Origin of the sequence: Phycicoccus sp. HDW14 (assembly GCF_011383005.1) — a bacterium.
GTDB lineage: Bacteria > Actinomycetota > Actinomycetes > Actinomycetales > Dermatophilaceae > Phycicoccus.
Map to the genome: position 1 here is coordinate 819,496 of NZ_CP049935.1, position 24,465 is coordinate 843,960.

Sequence of the window (24,465 nt, forward strand, 5' to 3'; positions counted from 1 at the left end):
TGCGCCTCGGGGTGATGGGCGGGACCTTCGACCCCGTCCACCACGGCCACCTCGTCGCCGCCTCCGAGGTCCAGGCGCTGCTCGGGCTGGACGAGGTCGTCTTCGTCCCCACCGGGCAGCCGTGGCAGAAGGAGGAGCGGGAGGTCTCGCCCGCCGAGCACCGGTACCTCATGACCGTCGTCGCGACGGCCTCCAACCCGCGCTTCACCGTCTCGCGGGTCGACATCGACCGCGAGGGCCTCACCTACACCGTCGACACCCTGCGCGACCTGCGGGCCCAGCGTCCCGACGCCGAGCTGTTCTTCATCACCGGCGCCGACGCCCTGGCCCAGATCCTGTCGTGGAAGGACGCCGACGAGCTCTGGGACCTCGCGCACTTCGTCGGCGTCACCCGGCCCGGCTACGTGCTCAGCGAGCTCGGGCTGCCGGCCGACCGGGTCACCCTCCAGGAGGTCCCCGCGATGGCCATCTCCTCCACCGACTGCCGGGAGCGGGTGCGGGCCGGCGAGCCGGTCTGGTACCTCGTGCCCGACGGCGTCGTCCAGTACATCTCCAAGCACCACCTCTACCGAGGAGCACCGTGACAGCCACCGACAGGGCCCTCGAGCTCGCCCGCGCCGCGGCCACCGCCGCGTCCGACAAGCTCGCGACCACCATCACCGCCATCGACGTGTCCGACCAGCTCGCGCTGACCGACGTCTTCGTCATCGTCTCGGCCGAGTCCGAGCGGCAGGTGGGGTCGATCGTCGACGAGGTCGAGGACGTCCTGCGCGCCCTCGGCTCCAAGCCCATCCGCCGTGAGGGACAGCGCGAGGGCCGCTGGGTGCTCATCGACTTCGGCGACATCGTCGTGCACGTGCAGCACGACGAGGAGCGCGAGTTCTACGAGCTCGAGCGGCTCTGGAAGGACTGCCCGGCGCTCGACCTGGGCGTCGTCGGCACCGAGCAGGGCGGTCGGTGACCCCGGAGGCCGTCGGCCCGCGCCGCGTCGTCGTCCTGCGCCACGGTGAGACGACGCACAACGCGGCGGGCATCTGGCAGGGCCAGCTCGACACCCCGCTCTCGGAGCGCGGGGAACGGCAGGCGGCGCTGGCCGGGCCCGCCGTCGCCGCGCTCGGGCCGGTGCGCGTCGTCACCTCCGACCTCCAGCGCGCCCGACGCACCGGCGAGGCGGTGGCGTCGGCGGCCGGCGTGCCGCTGCTCGAGGATGCCCGGCTGCGCGAGATCCACGCCGGGGGATGGCAGGGGCTGACCAACGTCCAGGTCGCCGAGGGGTGGCCGGACGAGCGGGCCGCCGTGCTGCGCGGCGAGGACGTGCCCCGCGGCGGTGACGGCGAGACGATGGCCGACGTCGTGGCCCGGGTCGCCGAGGCCGTGGGGGAGCACCTCGAGGGCCTCGGGCCGGGGGAGTGCCTCGTCGTGTCGACGCACGGAGCGGCGGGGCGGGCGGCCGTCGGATGGCTGCTCGGGCTCGACCAGCCGACCGCCTGGCGGGTGCTCGGCGGGCTCGGCAACTGCTGCTGGGGCGAGCTCTCCGAGGGGCGCGAGGGGTGGCGGCTGCGGACCTGGAACACCTCCGCGGGGCTGTCGGCCCCCGACCCCACGATGCCGCCCTGAGGTCGATTTGGGGGAGCGGCAGGCCGTCTGTAGACTCGCCGTCGCCCCTTCGGGGTCTCCCACTCGGGGCTGTAGCGCAGTTGGTAGCGCACCTCCATGGCATGGAGGGGGTCAGGGGTTCGAATCCCCTCAGCTCCACCGCACGACGCAGGGCCCGGCACGTTTTTCGCCGGGCCCTGCGTCGTTCCCGGGCTCTGCTCCCGGCGAGGTGCGGGGGTCCGGGTGCCAGCGCACGCGCAGCCGCGCAGGTCGCACGGAGCCGGGCGTTCGCCGGATGTTCCACGGTGCGGAACCGTCTTGTCTTGACGGATTCAAGACAAGACGACAGGGTGGAGCCATGGTTCGAGACGAGGGCCCGCGCAGCTCCTGCGTGCCGCCGGACTCCGCGTGACGCGTCCCCGCCTCGAGGTGCTCGCGGCCGTCCACGACCACCCGCACGCCGACACCGCGACCCTGCTGCGCGTCGTGCGCGAGCCGCTTCCGGCGGTGTCGCACCAGGCCGTCTACGACTCCCTGCACACCCTCACCGACGCCGGACTCGTCCGTGCCATCCAGCCCGCCGGCTCGGCCACCCGCTACGAGGCCCGCGTGGGCGACAACCACCACCACGTCGTGTGCCGCGGCTGCGGCGTCGTGGCCGACGTCGACTGCGCCGTCGGCGAGACCCCCTGCCTCCACCCGTCCGACGCCCACGGCTTCGCGCTCGACGAGGCCGAGGTCGTCTACTGGGGGCGCTGCCCGCAGTGCCTCGCCGCGACGACCCCCTGACGCAGCCGACCCTGACGCATCCGACCCCTGACACCCCCCGACCCCAGACCGCACGCACCACCGAGAAGGAGATGGACCCACGTGACCGACCAGCAGCACGGTGTGACCGCCGAGGGCAGCGAGAGCGAGAACCCGGCGATCGACTCCCCGACCCCCAAGGGCACCCGGCCCCGCACGAACCAGGACTGGTGGCCCAACCAGCTCGACCTCTCGGTCCTGCACACGAACAGCGAGAAGGCCAACCCGCTCGGTGCCTCCTTCGACTACCCGCAGGCCTTCGCCGGCCTCGACGTCGACGCCCTCAAGGCCGACCTCGTCCAGGTGATGCGCACCTCGCAGGACTGGTGGCCCGCCGACTACGGCCACTACGGCCCGCTCTTCATCCGGATGAGCTGGCACTCCGCCGGCACCTACCGGGTCGAGGACGGCCGCGGTGGTGGCGGTCGGGGCCAGCAGCGGTTCGCCCCGCTCAACTCCTGGCCCGACAACGCCAACCTCGACAAGGCCCGCCGGCTGCTGTGGCCGGTCAAGCAGAAGTACGGCCAGGCCGTCTCCTGGGCCGACCTGCTCGTGCTCGCCGGCAACGTCGCGCTCGAGGACATGGGCTTCGAGACCTTCGGCTTCGCGTTCGGCCGCCCGGACGTCTGGGAGCCCGAGGAGGTCAACTGGGGCGCCGAGGACACCTGGCTCGGCGACGAGCGCTACAGCGGTGACCGCGACCTGTCCAACCCCCTCGGCGCGGTCCAGATGGGCCTGATCTACGTCAACCCCGAGGGCCCCAACGGCGAGCCCGACCCGCTCAAGGCGGCCCGCGACATCCGCGAGACGTTCAAGCGGATGGCGATGGACGACGAGGAGACCGTCGCGCTCATCGCCGGCGGTCACACCTTCGGCAAGACCCACGGCGCCGGTGACCCCGACCTCGTCGGCACCGAGCCCGAGGGCTGCCCGTGCACTCGATGGGGCTGGGCTGGAAGAGCGAGTACGGCACCGGCAAGGGCCGCGACGCCATCACCTCCGGCCTCGAGGTCACCTGGACCCAGACGCCGACCCAGTGGTCGAACAAGTTCTTCGACAACCTCTTCGGCTTCGAGTGGGAGCTGACCAAGAGCCCGGCCGGGGCCCACCAGTGGCAGCCGAAGGACGGCGCCGGCGCGAACACCGTCCCCGACCCCGAGGACGGCTCGCTCACCCGGCCGCCGACGATGCTCACGACCGACCTCGCGCTGCGCACCGACCCGGCCTACCTCGAGATCTCGAAGCGCTTCCACGAGAACCCCGAGGAGTTCCGGCTGGCCTTCGCCAAGGCCTGGTACAAGCTGCTCCACCGCGACATGGGTCCGGTCGAGCGCTTCCTCGGCCCGTGGGTGCCCGAGGCCCAGCCGTGGCAGGACCCCGTGCCGGCGGCCGAGGGCGAGCCCCTCACCGACGCCGACGTCACCGAGCTCAAGGCGGCCCTGCTCGACTCCGGGCTGACCGTCCAGCAGCTCGTCAAGACGGCGTGGGCCTCGGCGGCCAGCTTCCGCAGGACCGACATGCGCGGTGGCGCCAACGGGGCCCGGATCGCCCTCGAGCCCCAGCGCTCGTGGGAGGCCAACGAGCCGGCCGAGCTGACCTCGGTCCTCGAGGTGCTCGGCCGGGTCAAGGCCGACTTCGACGGCCGGGGCGGGCGCACCGTCTCGCTCGCCGACCTCATCGTGCTCGGCGGGTCCGCCGGCGTCGAGCAGGCGGCACGCGCCGCCGGCCACGAGGTCACCGTGCCGTTCACGCCGGGTCGCACCGACGCGACGCAGGAGATGACCGACGTCGAGTCCTTCTCCTACCTCGAGCCGCGCGCCGACGGTTTCCGCGGCTACCTGCGCCAGGGCGAGAAGGTGGCTCCCGAGGGCCTCCTGCTCGACCGGGCCAACATGCTCGGCCTCACCGCGCCGCAGCTCGTCGTGCTCGTCGGTGGCCTGCGGGCCATCGGGGCCACGCACGGCGGCTCGAGCGTCGGTGTGCTCACCGAGCGTCCCGGGCAGCTGACCAACGACGTCCTCGCCGCCGTCCTGCGGCCCGGGGTCACGTGGTCGACGTCCGTGGACACCGCGAACGTCTACGACAGCAGCGAGGGTGGCTGGAAGGCCACGGCCGTCGAGCTCGTCCTCGGCTCGCACGCCCAGCTGCGCGCCATCAGCGAGGTCTACGGCAGCGCCGACGGCGAGCAGCGCTTCGTCGACGACTTCGTCGCGGCGTGGGTCAAGGTCATGGAGAACGACCGGTTCGACCTGCACCAGTGAGGCGCTGACCTCCGACGTCCGCGGCCCGGCTCCCCGTGTGGGGAGCCGGGCCGCGGGCGTCGCTGGGGGAGTGGCCTGCTCAGCCGGGCCAGACCCCGCTGCTGCCACGGCGGTGGCTGCCGAGCAGGTGGGTGTCGACGATGCCGAGGGCCTCCATGAGGGCGTACATCGTCGTCGGTCCGACGAAGGCGAAGCCCTTGCGCTTCAACGCCTTCGACAACGCCAGTGACTCGGGGGAGGTGGTCGGGACGTCGTCGTGGGAGTGCGGTCGGGGCGTGTCGGCCGGCCGGAAGGACCAGACGAACGCGGCCAGGTCGCCGTCCGGGTCCTCGCGCAGGGCGAGGGTGGCCCCGGCGTTGGTGATCGTCGCGAGGACCTTGGCGCGGTTGCGGACGATGCCGGCGTCGGCCATCAGGCGGGCGACGTCGCGGTCGTCGTAGCGGGCGACGGCCTCGGGGTCGAAGCCGTCGAACGCCTCCCGGAAGGCCGGCCGCTTGCGCAGGATGGTCGCCCACGACAGCCCGGACTGGAAGGCCTCGAGCGAGAGCCGCTCGAACACGCCGCGCTCGTCGCGCACCGGCATCCCCCACTCGGTGTCGTAGTACGCGCGCAGCAACGGGTCGGTGGCCGCCCAAGTGGGTCGGGCGAGACCGTCGTCGCCGACGACGAGCCCGGAGTCGCTCACCGGCGCGTCACCCCCGCCTCAGCGTGATGATCGGTACCTCCGGGGGTGCGAGCACCCGGATGGCCGGCCCCCACGCGCCCGCGCCCCGCGACGTGACCACGGGGACGTCGCCGACCGTGGCAAGACCGTCGACCATCGGCTGCTGCAGCGGGACGAGGTGGCGCAGCGGCCACATCTGCCCGCCGTGCGTGTGGCCGGAGACCTGGAGGTCGACGCCACGTCCCTCGACCGCGAGGACCTGGCGCGGCTGGTGGGCCATCAGGAGCGTGTAGCCGGCGGGGTCGGTGCCGTCGAGCGCAGCGTCGTAGTCGGGGACGAACGCGCCTCCGCCCGAGTAGTCGTGGACGCCGGCGAGGGTGATGCTCGCGCCGTCGCGCTCGAGGGGGACCGCGCTGTTCTTGAGCACCGTCAGGCCGAGGTCCTCGAAGGCGCTGACCCAGTTGGCGGTGTCGCGGTACATCTCGTGGTTGCCCGTGGTGACGAAGACGCCGAGGGGCGCCTCGAGGTCGGCGAGCGGGGCGATCTCCTGGGCATAGCGCTCGGCGTACCCGTCGACGAGGTCGCCGGCGATGAGCACCACGTCGGGGCGCTGGGCGTTGACGAGGTCGACGACCCGGCGGGTGAAGCCGGAGCTGCGCACCGCCCCGGCGTGCAGGTCGGTGAGCAGCGCGACCCTGGCCCCGTCGAGCTGCACGGGGAGCTGGGGCGAGGCGACCTCCAGCGGGGTGACCGTGGGACGGGCGGCCTCGACCGCTCCGTAGCCGGTGACCGCGACGGCGAGGGCGGCGACGAGCGGCGCAGCGACCCGGTTCAGGCGGCGCCGGCCGGCCCGCCCCGGTCGTGGCGCCAGCGGAACAGCGCCACGAGGCCGCTGACCACGGCCAGTGGCACGAGCCCGATGAACAGGTAGAGGCAGGTGGCGAGGAAGGCCTGGCCGGTCCACGCGACCGGGCGCATGGTGTCGGGGCTCCACGCCGCGCCCCAGACGTCGAAGCCCTCGAGCGCTGCGGCGAGCAGCGCGGCGAGGACGACGGCCACGACCCACGGCACCCAGCGCCGACCCCAGCGGGGTGCGACGGCGAGCCGGTGCCAGACGAAGAGGAGGAAGAGCGCGAAGACGCCGATCGGCACGAGGGCCGCGAGGGTGCTCATCCCTCGGCGGTCGCCCCGGCGGCCAGCGCGGCGCGCGCGTCGGCGGTGATGTCCTTGGGCTCGGTGTTGGGGGCGTAGCGCTCGATGACCGTGCCGTCGCGGGCGACGAGGAACTTCGTGAAGTTCCACTTGATGCGTCCGCCGAGCAGGCCCTTCTTCTCGGACTTCAGCCACTCGAAGAGGGGGTGGGCGTCGTCGCCGTTGACGTCGACCTTGGCGAACATCGGGAAGGTGACGCCGTAGTTCATCTGGCAGAACTCGCCGATCTCCTCCTCGGTGCCGGGCTCCTGACCGCCGAACTGGTTGCAGGGGAAGCCGAGCACGGTGAAGCCCTCGTCCTTGAGCTCCTCGTAGAGGGACTCCAGGCCCTCGAGCTGCGGGGTGAACCCGCACTTGCTGGCGGTGTTGACGACGAGGACGACATCACCGGAGTAGTCGGAGAGGGAGCGCTCCTGGCCGGTGAGGGTCGTCGCGGAGAAGTCGGAGAGGGTGGTCATGGCGTCATCGTCGCACGGCGTCCTGACGGGGCTGCTCCTCGGGCGAGGACCCTCGACGGGCCCGGCATAGCCTGTGGCCGTGCCCCACGACCCGATGGCCCCGCCGCCCCTCGACGTCGACGTGCTCGTGGTCGGGGCGGGCATCTCCGGCATCGACACCGCCTGCCGTCTCGCGATGCACTGCCCCGACCTGACGTGGGCGGTCCTCGAGGCCCGGTCGGCGACCGGCGGCACCTGGGACCTCTTCCGCTACCCGGGCATCCGCTCCGACTCGGACATGTACACCCTCGGGTTCCCGTTCCGCCCCTGGCGCGGGGCGACCTCCATCGCCTCGGCCGAGGAGATCCTCCGGTACGTGCGCGACACGGCCGACGAGCACGGGGTCACCGAGCGGACCCACCTCGGGCAGCGGGTGACCCGGCTGGCGTGGTCGAGCGAGGACTCCCGCTGGACGGTGACGGCCCGGACGGACTCCGGGGAGGTGCTCGAGCACCGGGCGCGGTTCGTGCACGTCGCGACCGGCTACTACGCGTACGACTCCGGTCACGTGGTCGAGTTCCCGCGCCAGGAGTCGTTCACCGGCGAGGTGGTGCACCCGCAGCACTGGCCGCACGACTTGGAGGTCGCCGGGCGGCGGTTCGTCGTGGTCGGCAGCGGGGCGACCGCCATCACCCTCGTGCCGGCGCTGGTGGCCGCCGGGGCGGCGCACGTGACGATGCTCCAGCGCTCGCCGAGCTACGTCGCGGCGCTGCCGAACCGCGACGTCGTGGCCGACGGCCTGCGGCGGGTGCTGCCGGGGCGCGCCGCGCACTCGCTGGTGCGGGCCAAGAACGTGGCGCTGTCCAGCGTCAGCTACCAGGCGCTGCGGCGCTTCCCGAGGGTGGGCGGCGCCTGCTGCGTCGGCGGCTGGTCGAGCGGCTGCCGGAGGGGTATCCCGTCGACACGCACTTCAACCCGCGCTACGACCCGTGGGACCAGCGCGTCTGCGTCGCGCCCGACGGCGACCTGCTCGACGTCCTGGCCGACGGCTCGGCCGAGGTGGTGACGGCGCAGATCGAGGGGTTCGAGCCGTCGGGGGTTCGCCTGGCTGGGGGCTCAGTGCTGCCGGCCGACGTCGTCGTGACCGCCACCGGGCTGCGCCTCGAGGTCGGCGGGGGAGCGGAGGTGGTGGTCGACGGGTCGCCGGTCGACCTCGCGGGCACCCACGTCTACAAGGGCTGCATGCTGTCCGGGGTGCCGAACCTCGCCCTGTCGGTGGGGTACACGAACGCCAGCTGGACGCTGCGCGCCGACCTCACCGCGCGCTGGGTCTGCCACCTGCTGCAGCACCTCGACCGGCACGGGCTGTCCGTGGCGACGCCGCGGTGGGACGGGTCGGGCGGGGATGACCGGCCGCTGCTCGACCTGACGTCCGGCTACGTCCGGCGCGGCGAGCACCTGCTGCCGCGCCAGGGCTCACGCCGACCGTGGCGGGTGGTGCAGAGCTACGTTTACGACCTGGCCGTCACCCGCCTCGGCCGCATCGACGACGGGGTGCTGGAGCTGCGCTGACCGTGCCGGCAGCCGGCGGCGCGGCCCTCGGCGCTGGCGCGAGGGCGGCCGGTCGGACAGGGCGTGCAGGAGGTGGAGGAGGGCGTCGACCTCCTCCGGCTCAAGGCCCTCCAGCCAGATGGCGGTGAGCTCGCGGAGCTCCTGTTCGATCGCACCGAGCACGACGCGTCCGTGCTCGGTGATCTCGGTGCGTCGCGTGCGCAGGTCGAGCCACCCGGGCTCACGGCTGACGAGTCCCGCACCCTCGAGCCCGAGGAGGAGCCGGCTGACCCTGCGTTCGGAGAGCACGAGGTACTCGGCGAGGTTGACGCCGGACGAGGGCTTCTCCCGCAGCCGGCGCAGGGCGTCGACGGCAAGGGGAGTGAGGCCGCGAGCCGACTCGGGGAGCGCCCGGGAGAGCTCGCGGTCGACCTGGGCGCTGGCCTGGCGGAGCAGGGCAGGAAGGTTGCGGGGGTCGTCCGGCAGCGGTCGTTCCCAGCGACGCGGGAGGTCGGCCCGGATGCCATGACGAACCGCAAGGTGCTCGTGGAGGCGGAGCCACGGGGAGTGCTCCTGCGCCTCGCTCTCCGGGATGCCGCGCCGGCGGGTCCAGGACGGCGACCGGCGGCGCGATGGCTCGGGTGTTCCTGTGGTCATCGGCGGCTCCCTCCGGCGGATGAGGTGATCCTGCCCCGACGTGAGGTCATCTCGCCCGCGTCATCCACAGCGCCGCGGTGGAGCTGGGTTGCTCTACCCCCGGGCGCGGCACGCCGCAATGCCCGGTGAGCCGGCCCACCGGGAGCATGGTGTGTCGTCCCGAGATCCAGTCGCTGCGACCGGGATCCCTGTCATCCGAGGAGGGATCTCTGACGCCGGGGGAGGTATACCGGTCGCCCGAGGAGGGATCCCTGACGCCGGGGGAGGTATCCCGGTCACTCGAGGAGGGATACCTGTCGCGGAAGGAGGGATTGCAGTCGCGGCGACTGGATCTCTGGAGACACCACCTACCTTCTGGGGAGGCCGCGGGGTCCCACGCCACCGCATCCGTCCCACCGGGAGCGGTGGCAGGATGCGCGCGTGAGCGTCGCCGTGCCCCTCGTCGCCGTCGCGGTCGCCGTCGCGGCGGGAGCCGACTGGTGGGCGGTCGCCACGCGCCGCCCGCTCGTCGAGCGCTGGGCCAAGCCGGCCGTGCTCGCGGGCCTGGTGGTACTCGCCGTCCTCCTCGGCGGACCTCCGTCCCTCCTCGGCTGGGTCCTCGCGGCGCTCGCGCTCGGGCTCGTCGGCGACGTCCTGCTCCTCGACGACGGCGAGGCCCGCTTCCTCGGCGGCCTCGGCGCCTTCCTCCTCGGCCACCTCGCGTGGCTCGCCGCCTTCGTCGCCGCCGGCCTGGAGCGTCCCGCGCTCGGCGGCCTCGGCGCGGCCGTCGTCGCCGTCGCCCTCGTCGTGGGCCGACGCATCCTGCCCGCCGCGACCCGCAGCGGGGGCCGGGGGCTGGGCCTCGCCGTCGCCGCCTACATGCTCGTCATCGGCGCCACCGCCGTGCTGGGCTGGGCGACGGGCAGCCTGCTCGTCGGGCTCGGCGCCACGCTCTTCGTCGTCAGCGACACGGCCCTGGCGCTCGGCAGGTTCGTGGCCGAGCGACGCTGGACGCGCCTGACCGTCATCGTCACCTACCACCTCGCGCAGGCCCTCCTGCTCGTCGGCGTCCTGCGCCTCGCCGCCTGAGCCGGCACCGGCCGCCGGATGGTCTCCCGCGGCCTCGGGCACGCCGGCGTCCACCGGATGCCCCGCCGCCCGCCCGGCCCGCTGCGGTACCCTGAGCGCGTGACGAGGTTCCTGCTCCTTACCTAGCCGCGCCGGCCCGACGGCCCGCGCGGCGACCCCTCCTGTGCGAGGGGTTTTTTCATGGCCGCAGGACACGACGACGACGAGGACGAGATGAGCGAGACCCCGCACCGCTACACCGCCGAGCTGGCCGGGCAGATCGAGGTCGCCTGGCAGGACCGCTGGGCCGAGCGCGGCACCTACCACGCGCCGAACCCCGCCGGACCGTGGGCCGACCCCGAGGGCGTCGCCGCACACCCCGAGGGTCACCTCCTCGTCCTCGACATGTTTCCCTACCCGAGCGGCGCCGGCCTGCACGTCGGCCACCCGCTCGGCTACATCGCCACCGACGTCTTCGCCCGCTTCAACCGGATGCTCGGCAAGAACGTCCTGCACTGCCTGGGCTACGACGCCTTCGGGCTGCCGGCCGAGCAGTACGCGGTGCAGACCGGCCAGCACCCGCGCAAGACCACCGAGGACAACATCGTCATCATGGCGCGCCAGCTGCGCCGTCTCGGGCTGGGCCACGACGACCGCCGCTCCATCCGGACGATCGACCCGGACTACTACCGCTGGACGCAGTGGATCTTCCTGCAGATCTTCAACTCCTGGTACGACACCGAGGCGGTGCGCCCCGACGGCGGGCTCGGCCGCGCCCGCCCCATCGCGGAGCTGGTCGAGCAGTACCGCAGCGGTGCCCGCGCGCTGCCGAACGAAGACGGCCGCGGCTGGGACGACCTCTCCGACGTCGAGCGCGCCGGAATCCTCGACGCGCAGCGGCTGGCCTACACGTCCGAGGCCCCCGTCAACTGGTGCCCCGGCCTGGGCACCGTGCTCTCCAACGAGGAGGTCACCAACGACGGCCGGTCCGAGCGCGGCAACTTCCCCGTCTTCAAGCGCAACCTGCGCCAGTGGATGATGCGCATCACCTCCTACGCCGACCGCCTCGCCGACGACCTCGACCGGGTCGACTGGCCCGAGAAGGTCCGCATCATGCAGCGCAACTGGATCGGTCGCAGCCACGGTGCGCGCGTGACCTTCCCCGTCGCCGACCGCCCCGAGGCCGCGGGCATCGAGGTCTTCACCACCCGCCCCGACACCCTCTTCGGCGCGACCTTCATGGTGCTGGCGCCCGAGCACCCGCTCGTCGACGAGCTCGTGCCCGCCGGCGGCTGGCCCGAGGGCACGAAGGACGCCTGGACCGGCGGCGCCGCCACGCCCGCCGAGGCCGTCGCGGCCTACCGCCGCGCCGCCTCGCGCAAGAGCGACGTCGAGCGCCAGACCGAGGGCAAGGACAAGACCGGTGTCTTCACCGGCGGCTGGGCGACCAACCCGGTCACCGGCACCCGCATCCCGGTGTTCGTCGCCGACTACGTCCTCATGGGCTACGGCACCGGCGCGATCATGGCCGTCCCCGGCCAGGACGAGCGCGACTGGGACTTCGCGACCGCCTTCGACCTGCCGAAGATCCGCACCGTGCAGCCCGACGAGGGCCACGACCCGGACACCGCGTTCACCGGCAGCGGCCCGGCCATCAACTCCAGCAACGACGCGCTGAGCCTCGACGGCCTCGACGTCCCCGAGGCCAAGGCGCGGATGACGGCCTGGTTGCAGGAGAAGGGAGCCGGCGACGAGACGGTCAGCTACAAGCTGCGCGACTGGCTGTTCAGCCGGCAGCGCTACTGGGGCGAGCCGTTCCCCGTGCTCTTCGACGAGGACGGCGTCGCGCACGCCGTTGCCGAGTCGATGCTGCCCGTCGAGCTGCCCGAGGTGCCCGACTACAGCCCCAAGACCTACGACCCCGACGACGCGAGTAGCGAGCCCGAGCCGCCGCTCTCGCGCGTCGACGAGTGGGTGCACGTCGAGCTCGACCTCGGCGACGGCAAGGGCACCCGCCGCTTCCGTCGCGAGACCAACACGATGCCCAACTGGGCCGGCTCGTGCTGGTACTACCTGCGCTACCTCGACCCGGCGAACGCCGCCGCGCTCGTCGACCCCGAGAACGAGGCGTACTGGATGGGCCCGCGCGACGAGCCCGTGGCCGGCGCCGCCCCCGGCACCCGCGACCCCGGCGGTGTCGACCTCTACGTCGGCGGGGTCGAGCACGCCGTGCTGCACCTGCTCTACGCCCGGTTCTGGCACAAGGTCCTCCACGACCTCGGCCACCTGAGCAGTGACGAGCCGTTCCGCACGTACTTCAGCCAGGGCTACATCCAGGCCGCGGCCTACCGCGACGACCGCGGGCAGCCGGTCGAGGCCAAGGAGGTGCAGGAGGCCGAGGACGGCGGCTTCACCCACGAGGGCCGGCCGGTCACGCGCGAGTTCGGCAAGATCGGCAAGTCCCTGAAGAACATGGTCAGCCCGGACGAGATGTACGCCGCGTTCGGTGCCGACACCTTCCGGCTCTACGAGATGGGCCTCGGCCCGCTCGAGCAGAGCAAGCCGTGGGACACCCGGGCGGTCGTCGGCAGCCAGCGGTTCCTGCAGCGGTTGTGGCGCAACGTCATCGACGAGGAGACGGGCGAGGTGGTCGTTGTCGACGCCCCGCTCGACGACGCCACGACACGGGTGCTGCACCGCACCATCGACGCCGTCCGCACCGACTACGCCGGCCTCGGGTTCAACACCGCCATCGCCCGGCTCACCGAGCTGAACAACGCGCTGACCAAGCTCGAGGGCGGGGTGCCCCGGCACGCCGCCGAGCAGATCGTCCTCATGGTCGCGCCGCTGGCTCCGCACATCGCCGAGGAGCTGTGGAGCCGTCTGGGACACGAGGACTCGGTCGTCCACGCCGACTTCCCGGTGGCCGACCCCTCGCTGCTCGTCGACGAGACGGTCACCTGCGTCGTCCAGGTCAAGGGCAAGGTCAAGGACCGCCTCGAGGTGCCGAGCGACATCACCGAGGACGCCCTGCGCGAGCTCGCGCTGGCCAGCCCCAAGGTGCAGGCCAGCCTCGAGAACGGCGTGCGCACGGTGATCGTCCGGGCGCCGAAGCTCGTCAACGTCGTGCCCGCCTGATGGCTGCTGCGGAATCCGTGGGTCGGTAGCACGCCGGCCCACGGATCGAAACACGATCGTCACGGACAACCGTTGCGAACGGCGCTGTCGTCGGGTTGAATCCTCGGAACCCGTACGAGGAGCCGACACGTGACGATCGCGCCCGACGAGACCCACCGGTCGACCCCCGAGGCCGACACCGACGCCGACGCCGTCGTCCTCACCCGGGTCAGCCGGTTCTACGGCGACGTCGCCGCGGTCGACGACCTCAGCCTCACGGTGCACCGGGGCGAGTTCCTCTCCCTCCTCGGCCCCTCGGGCTGCGGGAAGACGACGACCCTGCGGATGATCGCGGGCTTCGAGCACCCCGACACCGGCGACATCCTCGTCGACGGCCGCAGCGTGCTCGGCGTCCCGCCCCACAAGCGGCACGTCAACACCGTGTTCCAGGCCTACGCCCTCTTCCCGCACATGTCGGTCGCCGAGAACGTCGCGTACGGGCTCGAGCAGCGCCGCACGCCGAAGGCGGAGATCCGGGAGAAGGTGGTCGAGGCCCTCGACATGGTCCAGATGCGGACCTACGCGAACCGCCGGCCCACCCAGCTCTCCGGCGGCCAGCAGCAGCGCGTGGCCCTGGCCCGCGCCCTCGTGAACCGGCCGTCGGTGCTGCTCCTCGACGAGCCCCTCGGGGCCCTGGACCGCCAGCTCCGCGAGGAGATGCAGGTCGAGCTCAAGCTGCTCCAGAGCCGCCTCGGCATCAGCTTCGTCTTCGTCACCCACGACCAGGGCGAGGCGCTCTCGATGAGCGACCGGATCGCCATCATGCGCGAGGGCCGGGTCGAGCAGCTCGCCGACGCCGACACCATCTACTCCTCGCCGGCGTCGGCCTACGTCGCGGGGTTCGTCGGCCAGCAGAACTTCCTCGAGGGCCGGGTGACCGGTGTCGGTGCGGTCGACACCGACCTCGGCCGGGTCCGCACCAGCCGCGCCACCGAGGTGGCGACCGGCGGGCTCGTCCGGGTGGCCGTGCGGCCCGAGTTCATCGAGCTGACGACCGACGAGCCGCACGGCACGAGCGAGAACTCGCTGCGCGGCACCGTCATCGGGCTCGCCCACCAGGGGGAGACGCGGCAGTTCCTCGTCGACGTCGGTGACCGCCAGCCGCTCGTGGTCCGTCGTCCCACCCCGGATGCTCCGCGCCTGGCCGTCGGCGACACCGTCTGGTGCCGCTGGAGCGCCGAGCACGTGCACGTCTTCCCCCAGGAGGGCGCCCACTCGGCACCCCCGCCCACGTCCGTCCCCGACCAGCAGGCCGGTTGACCAGCCCCGGAGAGGAACCACCATGACCGTCCCCGACCAGCCGCTGCGCGTCCTCGCCCACGCCTCCGCCGTCCCCCGCATCCGTCGCGAGCTGACCCGCCGCAACCTCCTCGGCCTCGCGACGACGGTCGGTGGCGCGGGGTTGCTGTCGGCCTGCGGCGGCGGGGAGGCAGCGGTCAGGGCGGCAACGCCACGTCGGTGCCGACGGCCGCGCCGCCCTCACAGGTGGCCACCGGTGGGCCGATCGAGAACGCCCTGTCGATGTACTCGTGGGGCGACTACGACGCCCCCGAGGTGCTCGAGGCGTTCACCAAGGCCAAGGGGCCGGCGATCACCACGGACTCCTTCAACTCCAACGAGGAGCTCATCTCCAAGCTCGTCGCGAGCAAGGGCACCGGCGGCTACGACATCGTCGTGCCCACCGGCGCGTTCATCCCGCAGATGGTGCAGAACGGCCTGCTGGCACCGATCAACAAGGCGCTCGTGCCCAACCTCCAGCACATGGACCCCGCCTTCCTCGGCCAGGCGTGGGACCCCGCGAACAACTACTCGATCTGCAAGGCGTGGGGCACCACCGGCTTCGTCTACGACAAGACCAAGATCACCCGCGAGCTGAAGACCTGGACCGACTTCGTCGACGCCGCGACCAAGGAGGCGAGCGGCAAGGTCTCGCTGCTCGACGACCCCGCCGAGCTCACCGGGATCTACTACTGGTCCCACGGGATCGACTGGAACACGACGGACGCGAAGAACATCGACGCCGCCGAGAAGTTCGTCGTCGAGACCCTCGCCCCCCACGTCTCGGCCTTCGACTCCTACCCCGGCGGCCAGGCCATCCCGCAGAGCTCGCACTGGCTGATGCAGGTGTGGAACGGCGACGCGCGCATCGGGATCCAGAACAGCAAGCAGCCGGAGAAGTGGAAGTGGGTGCTCGGCTCGCCCACCACCGAGCTGTGGATGGACAACTGGGCGATCGCCGCCGGCGCCCCGCACCCCGAGGCCGCGCACGCGTTCATCGACTACGTGCTGACGCCCGAGAACCAGCTGAAGAACGTCGACTACATCGGGTACCACACGGGCGCGAAGGACATCCAGCCCGCCGCCGAGAAGGCCGGCCTCGAGATGCTCGACATGGTCTTCTTCACGCCCGAGCAGATCGCGACGATGAAGACCGGCGAGGTCAACGAGGCCCAGCAGCGCACCGTCGACATCTGGAACAAGGCCAAGGCGGCCGCGGGTGCCTGACGCGCCCCCGGGCACCGCGGCCCCCGGCTGCGGGCCCCGCGCTTCACCCTGGCCCTGCCGGCCGGGCTGTGGCTGGTGCTCTTCTTCGTCGTGCCGATCGGCACCGTCGTCTGGTTCAGCTTCGGCTACAAGCCGGGACTGTTCGGCACGCACGCCAACGACGTGCTGTCGCTCGACAGGTACCGGGAGGCGTTGTCGCCCACCTTCTTCGCGACCTTCCAGAACACCCTGTGGGTCGGTGTCGCCGGCACGTCGCTGTGCCTGCTCATCGGGCTGCCGACGGCCTACTGGATGGCGGTCAAGGCGCCCCCAGCCGCCGCGGGCTGCTCGTCGCGCTCGTCATGGTGCCGTACTGGACCAACTTCCTCGTCCGCACCATCGGGTGGCAGGTGATCCTCGCCCCGGAGGGCTGGCTGTCGGCGCTGCTGCAGACCCTGCACCTCACGGACGCGCCCCTCGAGCTGCTCTACACGCGCACCGCCGTGCTCATCGGGGTCGTCTACAACTACCTGCCGCTGATGATCCTGCCGCTCTTCGTCGCCTTCGACCGGGTCGGTGCGCCGCTGCGCGAGGCGAGCAAGGACCTCGGGGCCAACCGCTGGCGCACCTTCACGCGCGTCACGCTCCCGCTCGCCCGGCCGGGCATCATCGCCGGCACGGTGCTCGTGTTCATCCCGCTCATGGGCGACTACGTCACCGCCACGGTGCTCGGCGGGGCGCGCGGCAACATGGTCGGACAGCTCGTGGCCAGCCAGTTCCAGACCGCGCAGAACTGGGCGCTGGGGTCGGCGATGGCCGTCGTGCTCATCCTCGTCATCGCGGTGACGGTGGCGGTCATCGCCGCGCTCGTGTGGCTCGCCGGGCTGCCGCTGCGCTCACGGCACCGGCTCGTCCTCGAGGAGGCGCCGTGAGCGCTCCTGCCCGCCTCGACCCGCCGCCGCGCAACCCCCGGCCGCGGTCGTGGACCGACCGGCTGCTCAGGGTCGGCGGGTTCCTCGTCCTGGCCTTCCTCTTCGCGCCGATCGTCGTGGTCGTCATCTACTCGTTCAACGAGGGGCGACTGCTCATCGCCTGGGACCACTTCGGGTTCGGGTCCTTCCGCGCCCTCGTCGAGCGCCCGGCCATCCGCAGTGCCGTGACGGTCTCGCTCCAGGTCGCCGTGCTGTCCTCGCTGCTCGCGACCCTCCTCGGCACGATGGCCGGGGTCGCCCTCGCCCGCCGCCCGGGCCGCTGGGCGTACTGGTTCATCGGGCTGCTGCTGCTCGTCTCGGTGACGCCCGAGATCGTCGACGCCGTCTCGCTCCTGCCGTGGCTGGTCTTCCTCGGCCAGGACGCCGGGCTGTCGGTGTTCAACGGCGGGATCGTCCGGCTGGTCGTCGGGCACTCCCTCTTCTCGACGGCGGTGGTCAGCTACATCGTCCGGGCCCGGCTGGTCGGCCTCGACGAGTCGCTCGAGGAGGCCTCGGGCGACCTCTACGCCCCGCCCGGGCGCACCTTCCGCCGGGTCACCGTCCCGCTCGCCATGCCGGCCGTGCTCGCCGGGTTCCTGCTCTCCTTCACGCTGAGCCTCGACAACACCATCGTCTCGGCGTTCGTCCAGGTGTCGGGCTCGACGCCCTGGCCGGTCTACGTCCTGTCGGCCCTGCGCTCCGGCCTGCGACCCGAGATCGCCGCCGTCTCGACGGTGATGCTCGTCCTCACCCTGCTCGCCCTGGCCCTCGTCGCCGTCGTCCTCAAGCGCTCCGGCGACTCGGCCACCGACATCGCACGCACCATGGGAGGTGGCTGATGGTCGACACGATCTTCTCCGGCGGACCGGTCTTCACGGCGGGGGCGGTGCGGGCCCGACCCACGGCCGTCGCCGTCGAGGACGGGCGCATCGTCGCGGTGGGTCACGACGAGGTGCTCGACCTCGCGGGTCCCGGCACCGAGCGGGTCGACCTCGCGGGCCGGATGCTCGTGCCCGGGTTCCAGGACGCCCACGTCCACCCGGTGTGGGCGGGCGTCGACATGCTGCGCTGCGACCTCTCCGACCTCTTCACCTCCGCGCAGTACCTCGAGCGGGTGGGGGAGTACGCCCGCTCCCACCCCGAGGTGCCGTGGGTCCTCGGGGCCGGGTGGTCGATGCCGGCCTTCCCCGGCGGCACGCCCACCGCGGCGGCCCTCGACACCGTCGTCGCCGACCGGCCGGTCTACCTGCCGAACCGCGACGGGCACGGCGCGTGGGTGAACAGCGCGGCGCTGCGGCTGGCCGGCATCGACCGCGACACCCCCGACCCGCGCGACGGCCGGATCGAGCGCGACGCCGACGGGCACCCCACCGGCACCCTCCACGAGGGGGCGATGGCCCTCGTCGGGCGGCTGGTCCCACCGACCACCGAGGCCGAGCAGGTCGAGGGGCTGCTGCTGGCCCAGGCGCACCTGCACTCCCTCGGGGTCACCGCCTGGCAGGACGCGATCATCGGCGACTACGGCGACGGATGGGACCCCGCCGTCGCGTACCGGGCGGCCGACGCCGCGGGCTCGCTCACCGGCCGGGTCGTCGGGGCCCTCTGGTGGGACCGGGGGCGCGGGCTGGAGCAGGTGCCCGAGCTCGTCGAGCGGCGGGCCACCCTGACGAGCAGCCGGTTCCGGCCGACGAGCATCAAGATCATGCAGGACGGGGTCGCCGAGAACTTCACCGCGGCGATGACCGAGCCGTACTGCGACGGGCACGGGCACCGCACCGACAACTCGGGCATCTCGTTCGTCCCGCCGGAGGTGCTCGGGGCCGCCGCCGTGGCGCTCGACGCCGAGGGCTTCCAGCTGCACTTCCACGCGATCGGCGACCGCGCGGTGCGCGAGTGCCTCGACGCCGTGGAGGCGGCGCTGCGAGCGAACGGCCGGCGCGACGCCCGGCACCACGTCGCCCACCTGCAGGTCGTGCACCCCGACGACGTCCCGCGATTCCGCGAGCTCGGGGTGGTCGCGAACCTCCAGGCGTTCTGGGCGGCCCTCGAGGCGCAGATGGTCGAGCTGACCCTGCCCTTCCTCGGCGAGCCGCGCAGCTCGTGGCAGTACCCGTTCGGCGACCTGCTGCGCTCCGGCGCGACGCTCGCGATGGGCTCGGACTGGGCGGTCTCGACCGCCGACCCGTTGGCGGCCATCCACGTCGCGGTGACCCGGCAGATCCCGCAGGCGCACCGCGAGGGCGAGCCCGAGCACCCGGTCTTCCTGCCCGAGCAGCGCCTCGACCTCGCAAGCGCCCTCACGGCGTACACGGCCGGCTCGGCCCACGTGAACCGGCTCGACGACACCGGCACTGTCCGGGTCGGGGCGCTGGCCGACCTCGCCGTCCTCGACCGCGACCCGTTCGCCCATCCGCCCGAGGAGATCGGCGACACCCGGGTGCTGCGGACGTTCGTCGAGGGCCGACAGGTGTTCGCCGCCGCCGACGCCTGAACGGCCCGGCCTCCTCCGCCGTTCGTCTCGGGTCGTGGATACCGGATGACGGGCGCCGAGGTCGCTTGCCACACTCGTCGGCGTAGGTCATGAGTGCCAGTGACAAGCCCCGGCTCGCTGGCCGGCAACCCTCCTCCGCGGTGGGGTGCCCCGGGTGACGACCTGGTCGGCGCCGCAGTGGCGTCGGCAAGCGCGGGATCCCGGGACGAACGCCGAGGGTCCTCCGGTCCCTCGGGAGCACCGATGTCCACGCACCACGCCACCGTCACGCACCTCGCGCCCGCCCTGACCCGCCGGCTGCCGGCCGTGGTCCGGCCCGACCGGGTGCCCCTGGTCACCGGCGAGCTCGTCGAGTACGGCCAGCTCGACCACGCCGCCTCGACCCCCGCCCTGGAGTCGGTCGTGCGCGCCGTGGCCACCGCGACCCGCACCTACTCGAGCGTGCACCGCGGCACCGGATGGCTCAGCCGGGTCACGAGCGCCCACTACGAGGCCGCCCGCGAGGAGGTCGCCCGCTTCGTCGGCGCCCGGGAGGACGACGTCGTCGTGCTCACCCGGACGACGACGGACGCCACCAACCTGCTGGCCCGGGCCCTGCCCGAGGGCACGCCGGTGCTCGTCTTCGGGTCCGAGCACCACGCCTCGCTGCTGCCCTGGCCGGCCGCCGACACACACCGGCTGCCCGTCCCCGCCTCGCCCCAGGAGGCGCTGGGACGGCTGGAGTCCGCGCTCGTCGGGCTGACCGACGGCCCGGCCCCGCTCGTCGTCGTCACCGGCGCCTCGAACGTCACCGGTGAGGTCTGGCCGGTCGAGCAGGTCGTCGAGGTCGCCCGTCGGTACGGGGCCCGGGTGTTCCTCGACGCCGCCCAGCTGGTCGCCCACCGCCGCGTCGACCTCGCCGCGCTCGGCGCCGACTGGGTCGCCTTCTCGGGCACAAGCTGCACGCGCCGTTCGGTACCGGCGCCCTCGTGGGCCGCCGCGACTGGCTCGACGCGGCCGACCCGTACCTCGCCGGTGGTGGTGCGAGTGCTGCTGTCTCCGAGGCTGATACGACGTGGACGACCGGTGCCGCGCGGCACGAGGGCGGCAGCCCGAACGTCCTCGGCGCGGTGGCCCTCGCGGCGGCCTGCGCGGCCGTCCGCCAGCACCGCGGGGCCATCGAGGCCTACGAGGAGCGGCTGACGTCCCGGCTCCTCGACGGGCTGCGGGCCGTCCCGGGCGTGCGCACCCACTCGACGTTCGGCGACGCGCACGACCGCGTGCCGGTCGTCGCGTTCACCGTCGACGGCCTCGACAGCCACCTCGTCGCCGCGGCGCTCAGCGCCGAGCACGGCATCGGGGTGCGCGCCGGCAAGTTCTGCGCCCACCTGCTCGTCGACGCCCTCCTCGAGCGCGGGGCCGACCCGGCGCACACGACCGCGGTGCGTGCCAGCGCCGGCATCGGCACCACCGACGAGCACGTCGAGCGCCTGGTGGCCGCCGTCGCCGACCTCGCCGCACACGGACCGCGGGTCGCCTACCGGCAGGACCCCGCCCGCGGGTGGGAGCCGGTCGACGACGCCCGGGCCCCGGACGTCGCGCTGCCCTGGTGAGCCGTGACGGCGTCGCGACGAGCCGTCAGGACCGGACGAGCCGCAGCGCGCGCCGGGGGCAGGCCGTGACGGCCTCGCGGGCCAGCGCCCGCTCGTCGTCCGGCACGGGCCCGAGCACCACGGGGTAGCCCCACTCGTCGAGGAGGATGCGCTCGGGCAGCAGCTCGGCGCAGAGGCCACGGGCCCGGCACTGCGGCCAGTCGACCCGCAGCACCGAGTCGCCGCCCTCGGCCGCCGCCGCGCTCACGCGACCCTCACCCGGGAGGAGGCGCGGCATCCGCACGCGCCGTCGAGGTGGGCCTCGACGTGGTCGCCGAGGGTGGTCAGCAGCGAGCGGACGAGGCGTGACGTGCCGTCCGGGTGCGCACAGGCGCCCCGACCGGTGACCAGCCCGGTCAGCTGTCCGATGCGGCGCCGGGTGTCCGCCCGCTGGGCCAGCCCGCGCACCTCCTCGGCGAGCGCGGGGAGGCCGTTGCGGCAGGGGCCGCAGCGCCCGGCGGTCTCGTCGGCGAGGTAGCTCGTCCACTGGGCGGTGCGCGCCACCGGGCACGAGCCGTCGGCGAGCGAGACGACCGCCCCGGCGCCGAGGGAGGCTCCGAGCGGGCGGAGGTGGGCCTGGGACCACGCGAGGCCACGCAGGTCGCGGGGGTGCAGCCAGGCGCCGTGGAACCCGCCGACGAGCAGCGGCGCACGCAGGGCGGCGGGCACCAGCACGTCGGTGGCGAGGTCGCCGTGCGCGACCTCGACGACCGTCGCGAGGTCGATGCGACCCCGGTCGTCCGGCGGCTGGGTCAGGGTGAGCAGCATCGTGCCGGGCTCGTCGGCGGTGCCCCGGGCGCCGTACCGTGCGGCGCCGAGGTGGGCCAGGGCGGCGAGGTGGGCGAAGGACTCGGCGTTGGACAGCAGGGTGGGGCGGCCGCGGTGCCCCTCCATCGCCTCGGGCACCCAGGCCGTCACCGGGAGGCCCGGCCGGCCGGCCATCAGCTCGAGCACCGCCCGGGCCTGGCCGGCGACGAACCGGCCCTCGGCCTCGTGCGTGCTCCACGCGAGGTTCCCGCCCCGCTCGGCGACGGCCGCGGCGACCGACCGCCCGCTCAGCGGACGGTCCTCGGAGGTGACGACGTGCACCCGGCGTGCGCCGAGGGCCCGGGCGGCGAGCTCGGCACCGTCGAGCACGAGGTGGGGGGCGACGGCGAGCAGCGCCTCGTCCTTGGCGCTGGCCGGCTCGCCCTCGGCGGCGTTGACGACGACCACGGGCCGCTTCGACGGAACCCGCCCCCGGTGCGACGCGACGGTGCGCAGCTTGCGCCCGAGCGGGAAGCCGGCGCCGCCGCGGCCGCGCACGGCGGCGGACTCGGCGAGGTCGACGAGCAGCGCGAGCTCGGTGCGGGGCAGCTCGCCGAACCGGGCGCGGTGCGCGGCGAGCGTCGGACCGTCGTCGACCCCGGAGAGCAGCAGGGGTCCGCGGCGGACCTCGAGCCGGGCCGGGGGCAGGATGGTCATCGCGAGCCCCCGGCGACGACGCCGACCGACCGCTCGTCGGCGTCCCAGCGCTCGCGCTCGGCGCGGCGACGGCCCAGGGTGACCCCGATGAGCCGGGAGAGCCCGGCCAGCACGACGACCCCGACGCAGGTCGCGGTGAGCACGACCGACCAGCCGAGGTCGGCGTCCGTGCCGATGCCGAGCCCGTGCACGACACCCAGCAGCCAGGCCGCGTACGTCGTCAGGTGCACGAGGAACCAGAGCCGGTGCGGCAGACGGGCCCTCGCGAGCGACGTCGCGACGACGACGACCGTGAGGTCGAGGGCCACGGTGCCGAGCCCGAGCCACAGCGGCTCGTACGTCGACCCGAACGGCACGACCGTCTGCCACCACCGGATGTCGACGTACTCGTCGACGACCGCGACGAGGGCGTGGGCGAGCAGGAGCAGCACGGAGAGCGACGCCAGCGCGCGGTGCAGCCCCTGGGTGACGAAGCGCGGCCACCAGCGGCTGACGCCACGGCCGGTCGCGAGCACCCCGAGCACGACGGTCAGGGTGAACACGACGACGAGCACGACGCCCGTCCCGCGGTTGAGGTACCAGAGCAGGGGGGAGGTCACGATGACTCCTCGGTCTCGGCGGCGTCCCACGCCAGGGTGGTGCTGACCCGGCCGTCGTGCGCGACGAGCCGGGCGGCGACGCCTCGCGCGGTGAGCCAGGGGAGGGCCGCGGTCCCGAGCACCACGGACGCCGTGGACGCGGTGTTGGCGGCGACGGCGGTGTGCCCCAGGGCGGTCACGGTGCGCCAGGGTCCGTCGACGGGGCCGCCGGTGCGGGGGTCGACGAGGTGGGTCCACTGGCGGCCACCCCGGCGCCAGCGACGGGCCGAGACGCTCGAGGTGGCGATGCCCCCGGCCCCGACGACGACCGTCAGCGAGTCCCAACCGGCCTCGAGGTCGGCGAGGCTGTGGCCGAGTCGGACCGGCTGCCGGGACACGTCGTGGCCGTCGGGCGCGGCGACCCGGACGTCGCCGCCCACGCTGACGAGCACCGGCACGGAGAGCTCCTCGACGACGGCCAGCGCCGCGAGGTCGGCGGCGAAGGCCTTGCCGGTCGCCCCGAGGTCGAGGTCGGCGCCGGGCGGTGCGGTGACGGTCGAGTCGTCGACGACGACGTCGCGCCATGAGCCGCGTCGCGTCGGAAGGGCTGCGGGAGAGGGGTCCTCGCTCGGCACGAGGGCGTAGGTGCGGTCGTAGCCGGCCCCGCTGAGCACGGCGCCCAGGGTCGGGTCGACGAGGCCGTCGGTCTCGCGGGCGGCCTCGAGGGCCACGCGCACGGCACCGACGAGAACGGGGGAGACGAGCACCGGGTGGCCGGCGCTCGCGGTGACCAGCGCCAGGTCGCTGTCGTCGCGGAAGCGGCTGCACGCGGCATCCACCTCGTCGAGGACGCCCGAGACCAGCTCGACCGCCGCCGCCAGGGCGGACGGTTCGGTGCGCAGGTCGACGTAGGTGCCGAGCGCCCGCCAGGAGGCGGCGCCGTGCTCGGGGTGCAGCCGGACCCCCTCGACACCGGCCACCGAGGTCATGACCCGGTGCTCGGCGGGGGCGGCGGCGGGGCGGGGGCGGCGGCGCGGACTTGGTGGAGCCGCCCCGCCACCCGAGGAGGACCCACCGCCGGACGAGCCGCCGGAGGACCACGACGACCCGCCGCCGACGCGGGCCGAGCCGGCGCCGGACGCCCGGACGACGACCTTGGGGCCCACGACGGTGCGGGTCCTGCGGGCCTTGGTGACGACGGCGGGGTGCGCGGCCGCCCAGGCGACGAGCTTGTCGTGGTAGGCGCGGGCGGCCCGGGCGTCGGCGTCGGCCTTGACGCGGGCCTTGGTGGCGTCCTCGCGGGCGCTCTCGCGCGCCACGGCGGCGGTCGCGGCGCCGGTGGCCGTGACGGCCGCCGCGGCGAGGGCGCCGCTGAGGACGGTGAGGAGCACGCGCGAGCGGTCGCGCTGGCCTCGGGTGAGCAGGGGTTTCACCGGG

23 protein-coding genes, 1 tRNA gene, 2 pseudogenes and 1 riboswitch are annotated in these 24,465 nt (G+C 73.7%); of the genes and pseudogenes, 17 read left to right on the forward strand and 9 right to left on the reverse strand.

Annotation, left to right across the window (positions count from 1 at the left end):
* The first annotated feature begins 14 nt into the window (after positions 1-14).
* From nadD to katG, 6 genes and pseudogenes are all read left to right on the forward strand, one after another.
* The gene (gene nadD / locus G7075_RS04055) at positions 15-584 is read left to right on the forward strand and encodes a nicotinate-nucleotide adenylyltransferase (protein WP_240918112.1); all 570 of its coding nucleotides are present in this window, start codon (positions 15-17) and stop codon (positions 582-584) included.
* Positions 581-961: a ribosome silencing factor gene (rsfS, locus tag G7075_RS04060; protein ID WP_166119120.1), complete on the forward strand. Its 381-nt coding sequence runs from the start codon at positions 581-583 to the stop codon at positions 959-961. The genes nadD and rsfS overlap by 4 nt, the downstream gene beginning before the upstream one ends.
* Positions 958-1,617 (forward strand): histidine phosphatase family protein, encoded by a 660-nt coding sequence (locus G7075_RS04065; protein WP_166119123.1) that lies wholly within the window; start codon positions 958-960, stop codon positions 1,615-1,617. The genes rsfS and G7075_RS04065 overlap by 4 nt, the downstream gene beginning before the upstream one ends.
* Positions 1,618-1,682: 65 nt before the next feature.
* A tRNA-Ala gene (locus G7075_RS04070) sits at positions 1,683-1,755 on the forward strand.
* Between the two features lie 249 nt (positions 1,756-2,004).
* The gene (locus G7075_RS04075; protein ID WP_305849806.1) at positions 2,005-2,385 is read left to right on the forward strand and encodes a Fur family transcriptional regulator; all 381 of its coding nucleotides are present in this window, start codon (positions 2,005-2,007) and stop codon (positions 2,383-2,385) included.
* Between the two features lie 81 nt (positions 2,386-2,466).
* Positions 2,467-4,664, forward strand: a pseudogene (gene katG, locus G7075_RS04080) (catalase/peroxidase HPI).
* 79 nt (positions 4,665-4,743) lie between these two features.
* On the opposite strand, the gene G7075_RS04085 reads toward katG, so the two are convergent.
* The 4 genes from G7075_RS04085 to G7075_RS04095 all read right to left on the reverse strand — a co-directional run bounded on the left by G7075_RS04085 (position 4,744) and on the right by G7075_RS04095 (position 6,998).
* Complete coding sequence (locus G7075_RS04085) at positions 4,744-5,349, reverse strand: DNA-3-methyladenine glycosylase I (protein WP_166119126.1); 606 nt, start codon at positions 5,347-5,349, stop codon at positions 4,744-4,746.
* Between the two features lie 7 nt (positions 5,350-5,356).
* Positions 5,357-6,043, reverse strand: coding sequence for a metallophosphoesterase (locus tag G7075_RS20740; RefSeq protein WP_240917875.1), 687 nt, complete (start codon positions 6,041-6,043; stop codon positions 5,357-5,359).
* 116 nt (positions 6,044-6,159) lie between these two features.
* Positions 6,160-6,501, reverse strand: a complete 342-nt coding sequence (locus G7075_RS20745; RefSeq protein ID WP_240917876.1) for a hypothetical protein — start codon at positions 6,499-6,501, stop codon at positions 6,160-6,162.
* On the reverse strand, positions 6,498-6,998 hold the full coding sequence (locus tag G7075_RS04095) for a glutathione peroxidase (protein ID WP_166119128.1): 501 nt from the start codon (positions 6,996-6,998) through the stop codon (positions 6,498-6,500). The genes G7075_RS20745 and G7075_RS04095 overlap by 4 nt, the downstream gene beginning before the upstream one ends.
* 79 nt (positions 6,999-7,077) lie before the next feature.
* Between G7075_RS04095 and G7075_RS20750 the strand changes: the two genes are divergently transcribed.
* Together G7075_RS20750 and G7075_RS20755 are read left to right on the forward strand one after the other, a co-directional pair.
* Positions 7,078-8,043, forward strand: a complete 966-nt coding sequence (locus tag G7075_RS20750) for an NAD(P)/FAD-dependent oxidoreductase (RefSeq protein WP_240917877.1) — start codon at positions 7,078-7,080, stop codon at positions 8,041-8,043.
* A gap of 53 nt (positions 8,044-8,096) precedes the next feature.
* Positions 8,097-8,549 carry a hypothetical protein gene (locus G7075_RS20755; RefSeq protein WP_240917878.1) on the forward strand — a complete coding sequence of 151 codons (453 nt, stop codon included), beginning with the start codon at positions 8,097-8,099 and terminating at the stop codon, positions 8,547-8,549.
* On the opposite strand, the gene G7075_RS04105 is transcribed toward G7075_RS20755, so the two are convergent.
* A complete protein-coding gene (locus tag G7075_RS04105) occupies positions 8,454-9,185 on the reverse strand; it encodes a MarR family winged helix-turn-helix transcriptional regulator (protein ID WP_166119131.1) in 732 nt (243 codons plus the stop codon). The two genes, G7075_RS20755 and G7075_RS04105, sit on opposite strands and share 96 nt — an antisense overlap.
* A 420-nt stretch (positions 9,186-9,605) precedes the next feature.
* Between G7075_RS04105 and G7075_RS04110 the strand changes: the two genes are divergently transcribed.
* The 9 genes and pseudogenes from G7075_RS04110 to G7075_RS04145 all read left to right on the forward strand — a co-directional run bounded on the left by G7075_RS04110 (position 9,606) and on the right by G7075_RS04145 (position 20,947).
* Positions 9,606-10,253, forward strand: coding sequence for a lysoplasmalogenase family protein (locus G7075_RS04110; RefSeq protein ID WP_166119134.1), 648 nt, complete (start codon positions 9,606-9,608; stop codon positions 10,251-10,253).
* 213 nt (positions 10,254-10,466) lie between these two features.
* The gene (gene leuS / locus G7075_RS04115; protein ID WP_166124211.1) at positions 10,467-13,370 is read left to right on the forward strand and encodes a leucine--tRNA ligase; all 2,904 of its coding nucleotides are present in this window, start codon (positions 10,467-10,469) and stop codon (positions 13,368-13,370) included.
* A gap of 129 nt (positions 13,371-13,499) precedes the next feature.
* Positions 13,500-14,669 (forward strand): ABC transporter ATP-binding protein, encoded by a 1,170-nt coding sequence (locus G7075_RS04120; RefSeq protein ID WP_240917879.1) that lies wholly within the window; start codon positions 13,500-13,502, stop codon positions 14,667-14,669.
* 198 nt (positions 14,670-14,867) lie between these two features.
* A complete protein-coding gene (locus G7075_RS04125; RefSeq protein ID WP_371814175.1) occupies positions 14,868-15,914 on the forward strand; it encodes a spermidine/putrescine ABC transporter substrate-binding protein in 1,047 nt (348 codons plus the stop codon).
* A gap of 75 nt (positions 15,915-15,989) precedes the next feature.
* Positions 15,990-16,307: a hypothetical protein gene (locus G7075_RS20760; protein ID WP_240917880.1), complete on the forward strand. Its 318-nt coding sequence runs from the start codon at positions 15,990-15,992 to the stop codon at positions 16,305-16,307.
* Positions 16,256-16,825 carry an ABC transporter permease gene (locus G7075_RS20765; RefSeq protein WP_240917881.1) on the forward strand — a complete coding sequence of 190 codons (570 nt, stop codon included), beginning with the start codon at positions 16,256-16,258 and terminating at the stop codon, positions 16,823-16,825. Before G7075_RS20760 ends, G7075_RS20765 begins: the two co-directional genes overlap by 52 nt.
* The gene (locus G7075_RS04135; RefSeq protein WP_166119136.1) at positions 16,822-17,703 is read left to right on the forward strand and encodes an ABC transporter permease; all 882 of its coding nucleotides are present in this window, start codon (positions 16,822-16,824) and stop codon (positions 17,701-17,703) included. The genes G7075_RS20765 and G7075_RS04135 overlap by 4 nt, the downstream gene beginning before the upstream one ends.
* Complete coding sequence (locus tag G7075_RS04140) at positions 17,703-19,355, forward strand: amidohydrolase (protein ID WP_166119139.1); 1,653 nt, start codon at positions 17,703-17,705, stop codon at positions 19,353-19,355. Before G7075_RS04135 ends, G7075_RS04140 begins: the two co-directional genes overlap by 1 nt.
* An 85-nt stretch (positions 19,356-19,440) precedes the next feature.
* Positions 19,441-19,554: riboswitch (SAM riboswitch) on the forward strand.
* A 44-nt stretch (positions 19,555-19,598) separates the two neighbouring features.
* Positions 19,599-20,947, forward strand: a pseudogene (locus tag G7075_RS04145) (aminotransferase class V-fold PLP-dependent enzyme).
* Between the two features lie 25 nt (positions 20,948-20,972).
* Here G7075_RS04145 and G7075_RS04150 read toward each other — a convergent pair.
* Genes G7075_RS04150 through G7075_RS04165 form a run of 4 tightly spaced genes read right to left on the reverse strand, consistent with a single transcriptional unit; the run spans position 20,973 to position 24,461 of the window.
* A complete protein-coding gene (locus G7075_RS04150; RefSeq protein ID WP_240917882.1) occupies positions 20,973-21,194 on the reverse strand; it encodes a ferredoxin in 222 nt (73 codons plus the stop codon).
* Positions 21,191-22,450, reverse strand: coding sequence for an NADH-ubiquinone oxidoreductase-F iron-sulfur binding region domain-containing protein (locus G7075_RS04155; RefSeq protein ID WP_166119144.1), 1,260 nt, complete (start codon positions 22,448-22,450; stop codon positions 21,191-21,193). Before G7075_RS04155 ends, G7075_RS04150 begins: the two co-directional genes overlap by 4 nt.
* Positions 22,447-23,049, reverse strand: a complete 603-nt coding sequence (locus tag G7075_RS04160; RefSeq protein ID WP_166119147.1) for a ferric reductase-like transmembrane domain-containing protein — start codon at positions 23,047-23,049, stop codon at positions 22,447-22,449. Before G7075_RS04160 ends, G7075_RS04155 begins: the two co-directional genes overlap by 4 nt.
* Positions 23,046-24,461, reverse strand: coding sequence for an FAD:protein FMN transferase (locus G7075_RS04165; RefSeq protein ID WP_205860615.1), 1,416 nt, complete (start codon positions 24,459-24,461; stop codon positions 23,046-23,048). The genes G7075_RS04160 and G7075_RS04165 overlap by 4 nt, the downstream gene beginning before the upstream one ends.
* Positions 24,462-24,465: the final 4 nt, after the last annotated feature.